At 49.4% G+C, this 6,569-nt stretch carries 1 protein-coding gene; it reads left to right on the top strand.

What is annotated here, in order from left to right; all coding sequences use genetic code 11:
- On the top strand, nucleotides 1-6,569 hold a 6,569-nt coding region (locus ABEW32_RS26085), incomplete at both ends, for an amino acid adenylation domain-containing protein (protein WP_430193184.1).

The following is a 6,569-nucleotide window of genomic DNA, read 5'->3' on the forward strand; positions in this document are numbered from 1 at the left end:
TTTGAATTGAATGGGCGCTTTGATGTGGTTACTTTCGGTAAGAGCTTGGATCTGCTCGTACAGCGTCATGAAGCATTGCGGACGAACTTTATCAGTTCATGGAAGGACGAGCCTGTACAGGTCGTTTTCCGCAATCGTAGCGGAGAGTTGTATTATGAAGACCTGCGTGGACTAGAAAAAGAGGAACAAAAAGCGCGTGTGGAAGCTTTTGTCATCGAAGATAAAGCGAAAGGATTCCATCTTGCAGAGGATGCACTCATTCGTGTTTCCATTTTGCAAACCGGGGATGAAACGTACCACTTTGTTTGGAGCTTCCATCACATTTTGATGGATGGCTGGTGCTTATCCTTTATGACACAGGAGGTATTCGGCAGCTATCTGGCACTGCGTGCGGGTCATGAGCCAGCGCTGGAGCCAGTCACGCCGTTCAGCCGATTTATTGAATGGCTGGAGCGTCAGGACCGTGAGGCGGCTCTGCAATACTGGAGTGGGTATCTGGCGGACTATGAGCAGCAAATTACGCTTCCGCAGCAAAAAGCACAGTCGAATTCGATGCAAGCTGGGCAGTATGTTGCTGAAGATTTGGAATGTGACTTCCAGCCGGAGCTGGTTGCTCAGATCGAACGGGTGGCAAAACAAAACCAGGTGACGATCAACACACTGATTCAGACCGTATGGGGCGTTTTGTTGCAAAAATATAACAACAGCACGGATGTCGTGTTCGGCAGCGTTGTGTCCGGTCGTCCAGGAGATATTCCAGGTGTAGAGCACATGATTGGGCTATTTATTAATACAATTCCAGTGCGTGTGCAGTCTGAACAAGGTGAAACCTTTGTCGAACTGATGAAACGAACACAGGAGCAGGCGCTGGCCTCCAATGCCTACGATGCGTTCCCGCTGTATGAAATTCAAGCACTGACCGAGCAAAAGCAGGATTTAATCAATCATATTATGATATTTGAAAATTATCCGGTGGGGCAGCAGGTAGAGCAGTTAGGCAGCGATGGACAGGATAAATTTACAATTTCGAACGTGGTAGCTACAGAGGAAACCAACTACGATCTGAACGTAGCTGTTATGCCAGGAGAAGGCATTAAAATTCGTTTTATGTATAATGCGCTCTGCTTTGATCAAGCAGGCATTGAGCGTCTGCATGGGCATTTGGCGCGTCTGCTGGAGCAAATTTCGTTCAACCCGCATGTTCGTGTTGAAGAGCTGGAATTGGTCACAGCGGTGGAAAAGCAGCAGATTACAGGAGCGTTTAATGCGACCGCTTCTGCATATCCAAGCCATCAGACGATCCAAAGGCTGTTTGAGGAGCAGGTTGAACGCACGCCGGATCATATGGCCGTCGTTTGGGGGCATCATTCTTTAACCTATCGTGAACTGAACGAGCGAGCCAACCGTCTCGCACGCACCTTGCGCACAGAAGGAGTAGAAGCGGATCAGCCGGTAGGCATTCTGGTGCAGCGTTCGCTGGACATGATCGTAGGCATCTATGCGATCTTGAAGGCAGGCGGAGCCTATGTGCCGATTGATCCAGAATATCCGGCCGATCGCATCCGCTTTATGCTGGAGGACTCAGGAGCGAAGCTGTTACTGACGCAATCGCATCTTGCGGAGCAAGCATCGCTGAGTTTTGACGGTCAGGTGCTGGTGCTGGATCGTCAGGGGCAGGATGGCAAGGACATCTACCACGAAGATAGCTCCAATCTGGAGCCGCTGTCGGGACCGCATCATGTTGCGTATGTCATCTACACGTCCGGTTCCACTGGAAAACCGAAGGGCGTAATGGTAGAGCACCATTCCGTGCTAAACCGGATTTTGTGGATGCACGATCGCTACGGCTTGAGTGCGGAGGATATGATTTTGCAAAAAACCACCTTCACCTTCGATGTGTCAGTGTGGGAGCTGTTCTGGTGGTCGATGGTCGGCTCCAAGGTGAGCCTGCTGTCGGTCGGCGGGGAAAAGAATCCGGAAGACATCGTGGACACAATTGCCCGTGATGGCGTGACCACGATGCACTTTGTACCCGCCATGCTGCATGCATTCCTGGAGTATGTGGAGCAGCAGCCACGGGAAGTGATACAAGCGAAGCTCGGCACGCTACGCCATGTTTTTGCCAGTGGTGAAGCCTTGCCACCACAGCACGTGGCTCGGTTCCAGCGGCTTGTATCGAGCCTGGCCGGCGCGAAGCTGGTTAACCTGTATGGCCCAACCGAAGCAACGGTCGACGTATCGTACTTCGATTGCGAGCCAGATGAGGAATATGCAGTGATTCCGATCGGGAAACCGATTCAAAATATCCGTCTGTACATCGTGAAGGAAGGCACGGAGCAATTGCAGCCGATTGGCGTTGCAGGGGAACTATGCATTGGCGGTGTCGGCGTAGCCCGCGGCTACCTGAACCGGCCGGAGCTGACGGCCGAGAAATTTGTGAAAGATCCGTTTGCTAATGGAGAAGCCGGGTATGAGCGGATGTACCGGACCGGCGATTTGGCGAGATGGATGGCGGACGGCAACATTGAATATTTGGGCCGGATCGACCATCAGGTGAAAATCCGGGGGTACCGGATTGAGCTGGGCGAGGTCGAAACGCAGCTGCTCCAAGTGGAATCAGTACGAGAAGCTGTCGTTATGGCTCGTGCGGATGAAGCGGGCCAAAAGCAAATGATTGCCTACTATGTTGCGGGGCAAGAGCTAGGAGCCAGCGAACTGAGAAGTGAACTGGGCCGGGAGCTGCCAAGTTACATGGTACCGTCCTACTTTGTACAGCTGGAGCAAATGCCGCTGAGTCCGAACGGCAAAATCGACCGCAAAGCTCTGCCAGCACCAGAAGGCAATCTGCAAAGTGGAGCGGAGTATGTAGAGCCGCGTACTGGACCGGAACGGGCACTCGTAGCAATCTGGCAATCCGTCCTGAACGTGCAAACGGTCGGTATTTTGGACAACTTCTTTGATTTGGGCGGCGACTCCATCAAGGCGATTCAATTCTCTTCCCGACTGCTTCAGGCCGGGTACAAAATGGATATGAAGGACTTGTTCAAATATCCAAGTGTGAAGGAACTGGCTCCGCATCTTCGGTTAGCGGATAAGCAAACGACCGAGCAAGGCGAGGTTACGGGGAAAGTGGCGCTAACGCCGATTCAATATTGGCTTGTAGAACAGGGGCAAGTGGACGAGTATCCATTTAATCAGGCGGTTATGCTGCACCTGGAGCAGGGCTTTAACGAAACCGCTCTACGTCAGGCGTTCATGAAGCTGACCGAGCACCATGATGCACTACGGATGGTGTTCAGCGAGACAGAGCAAGGCTTTGAAGCGTGGAATCGTGGAGTACATGAGGGCGAACTGTATCATCTGGATGTATTGAACTTTAGAGATATAACTGATGAAGCCTTGCTTAGTGCGACGATTGAGGCGAAAGCCAGCGAAATTCAAAGCAGTATGTATGTGCATGAAGGCCCGCTATTTAAAGCTGGTTTATTCCACTGTGCAGATGGGGATCATTTGCTCATAGCAATCCACCATTTGGTGGTGGACGGGGTATCGTGGCGCATTTTGTTGGAGGATATAGCCACAGTTTATGAGCAAGCCGTCCGTCAAGAAGGGCTTCAGCTACCGGATAAAACGGACTCGTTCCGTTCCTGGTCCCAAAGACTTTACACCTATGCGAATAGTGCAGCACTGGAAGGCGAACGCGCCTACTGGGAACATCTGAACGCATCCGCCTTGGCTGACCAGGTACGCTTGCCTGAGGATCAAGCACAGAACGGCAAATTTACCTTGGCTGACACGGGGAAAGTGGTCGTCGAGCTTTCGGAAGAAGAGACGGAGCGGCTATTGAAGCAAGCGCACCACGCATATAATACGGATGTTAATGATCTGTTCCTGACAGCTTTGGGCATGATGCTGTACACATGGACTGGTCATGAACGTAGCCTGATCAACTTGGAGGGATATGGACGTGAGAACATTTTACAAGACACGGACCTTTCTCGTACGGTAGGCTGCTTTACAGTTCAATATCCGGTATTGCTGGACATCGGCAGTGATCATACATTATCGGGACGCATCAAACAGATTAAAGAGAGTCTGCGTAATATTCCAGGCCAAGGAATTGGCTATGGTATTTGGAGATATTTGAGTGAGCACGGTCAGGCCGTTAGCGGTTACGCCGAGCCACAGGTAAGTTTTAGCTATCACGGACAGTTTGATCAGGACTTGCAGAACAGGGAGATCCGTACGTCGACTTACTCAATTGGAGCGGTCGCTAGTGATCGGTCGGAGCTGAAATACGATATCATTGTGGACGCGATTGTAACAAACGGTATCCTGAAACTGGACATTCGATATAAAAGCAAGGTTTTCCGTAATGACACTATCCAAATGCTGGCCAACCTGCTAAAAGCCAATCTGCTTGAAATTATCGAGCACTGTGTTGCAAGGGAGCAGGCCGAATTGACTCCAAGTGATGTACTGTTTAAAGGTCTGACCTTGGAGCAATTAGATACGATTAAGGAGCAGACAAAGACGGTTGGAGAATTGGAAGACGTGTACCCGCTAACGCCAATGCAAAAAGGTATGCTGTTCCATAGTTTAATGAATACACAAACCGAAGTGTATTTTGAGCAGTTGACGTTTGAGCTTGAAGGAGATTTTGAGCCGGGGATGTTCGAGGAAAGCGTGAAGCTGCTTGTAGGCCGTCATGCAATTTTCCGGACAAATTTCTACAGTGGCTGGCATGGTCAACCGTTGCAGGTTGTTTATCGTCATAAAAATCCGAGCTTCCGTTATGAAGATGCCAGAGGCCGTGAACATGCTGTAGCTGAATTTGTGACTCAGGACAAAGCTCGTGGCTTTGATTTAGGCAAGGATGCGCTTATGCGTATAGCTGTCTTCCGTACAGGGGATCGCTTATACCATTTTGTATGGAGTTTCCATCATATCCTGATGGACGGCTGGTGTCTGTCACTCGTAATGGAAGAAGTGCTAAGTGCGTATTCGTCCTTGTTGAAGAACAGGCAGCCGGAACTAGCACCTGTCAGACCGTATAGTCGTTACATTGAATGGCTAGGAGGGCAGAATGCGCAGGAAGCGGCCCACTATTGGAGCGACTATTTGGCGGGTTATGAGCAACAGACCTTGTTGCTTGGTGAGAAAGCGCAGACTTCTGTAACCGTGCTGAATGAGGATACGGAAGAAAGCAACACGAGTTCTGATGCAGGCTATATTTTAGAAAAGGTGACCTTTGGGCTAGGTAAAGAACGGAGTACAGCATTAAAGCGTATTGCAAAGCAACAGAAAGTAACGATTAATACGCTTTTACAGAGTGCATGGGGTGTTATTTTACAGAAATACAATAATAATCAGGATGTCGTTTTTGGTAGTGTGGTATCCGGTCGTCCGGCAGAGATTGCAGGCGTGGAGAACATGATCGGTTTGTTCATTAATACAATTCCGGTACGCATTTACAGTGAGCGGAATGCAACATTTGCTGAAATATTGAAGCGTACACAGGAACAGGCTTTGGCCTCCAGTCCATATGACACGTTCCCGCTCTACGACATTCAGGCGCTGACTGAACAAAAACAAGACCTGATTCATCATATTATGGTCTTTGAAAATTATCCGATCGGGGAAAAAATAGCTCAGGCGATTGATTCCGGCGAAGCAGACGCACATACAGGCTTATCTATAGCAAATGTGGCAATAGCAGAGCAAACCAACTACGATTTTAACCTGATTGTCGTACCTGACGAGGATATCACTATCCTGCTTGAATACAATGAACGTGTATATAACCGGTCTGAGATGCAGCGTATCAAGGGTCATATCGAGCATGTCATTAGGCAAATTGTGGAGAATCCGAATATTCGTGTGAGTGAGCTGGAGTTGATAACACCAGAAGAACAAACGCAGATGATTCAGGTTTGGGGCGATACGGTAACAGCTTATCCACAGGATCAGACGTTAAGTGTGGTGTTCGAGGAACAGGTGGCACGGACACCGGATCAGGTAGCGTTGATGTTTGGTCATCAGAATCTGACTTATCAGGAGCTGAATGAACGAGCGAATTCATTGGCACGCATACTTCAAGCACAGGGAGTAGGACCTGACAAGCTGGTCGGCCTGATGGTGCAGCGCTCAGTGGAAATGATCGTGGGTCTGCTGGCCGTTCTAAAAGCAGGCGGTGCTTATGTGCCGATTGATCCCGAATTTCCGTCATCTCGTATTCAATACATGTTGGAAGATAGCGAGGCCACAGTGCTTCTGACCAGTCGTGATCTGTTGGAAGAACATCATTGCAACGCTAATGCAATATTTATTGAGGATGCCGAATTGTATCAGGGAGAAAGCAGCAACCTGGAATCGATTGCCCGCCCAGAGCATTTGGCCTACGTCATTTATACCTCTGGTTCAACTGGTAATCCGAAAGGGGTTATACTCCAGCATCGCTCGGTACTCAACTTTATTACAGGTATGCGCAATGCAATTGACTTTGAAACGAGTCAAACTATTTTGTCACTGACAACCATTTCATTCGATATTTTCGTCTTGGAAACGAT

Source organism: Paenibacillus jamilae (genome assembly GCF_050482105.1).
Lineage (GTDB): Bacteria > Bacillota > Bacilli > Paenibacillales > Paenibacillaceae > Paenibacillus > Paenibacillus jamilae_B.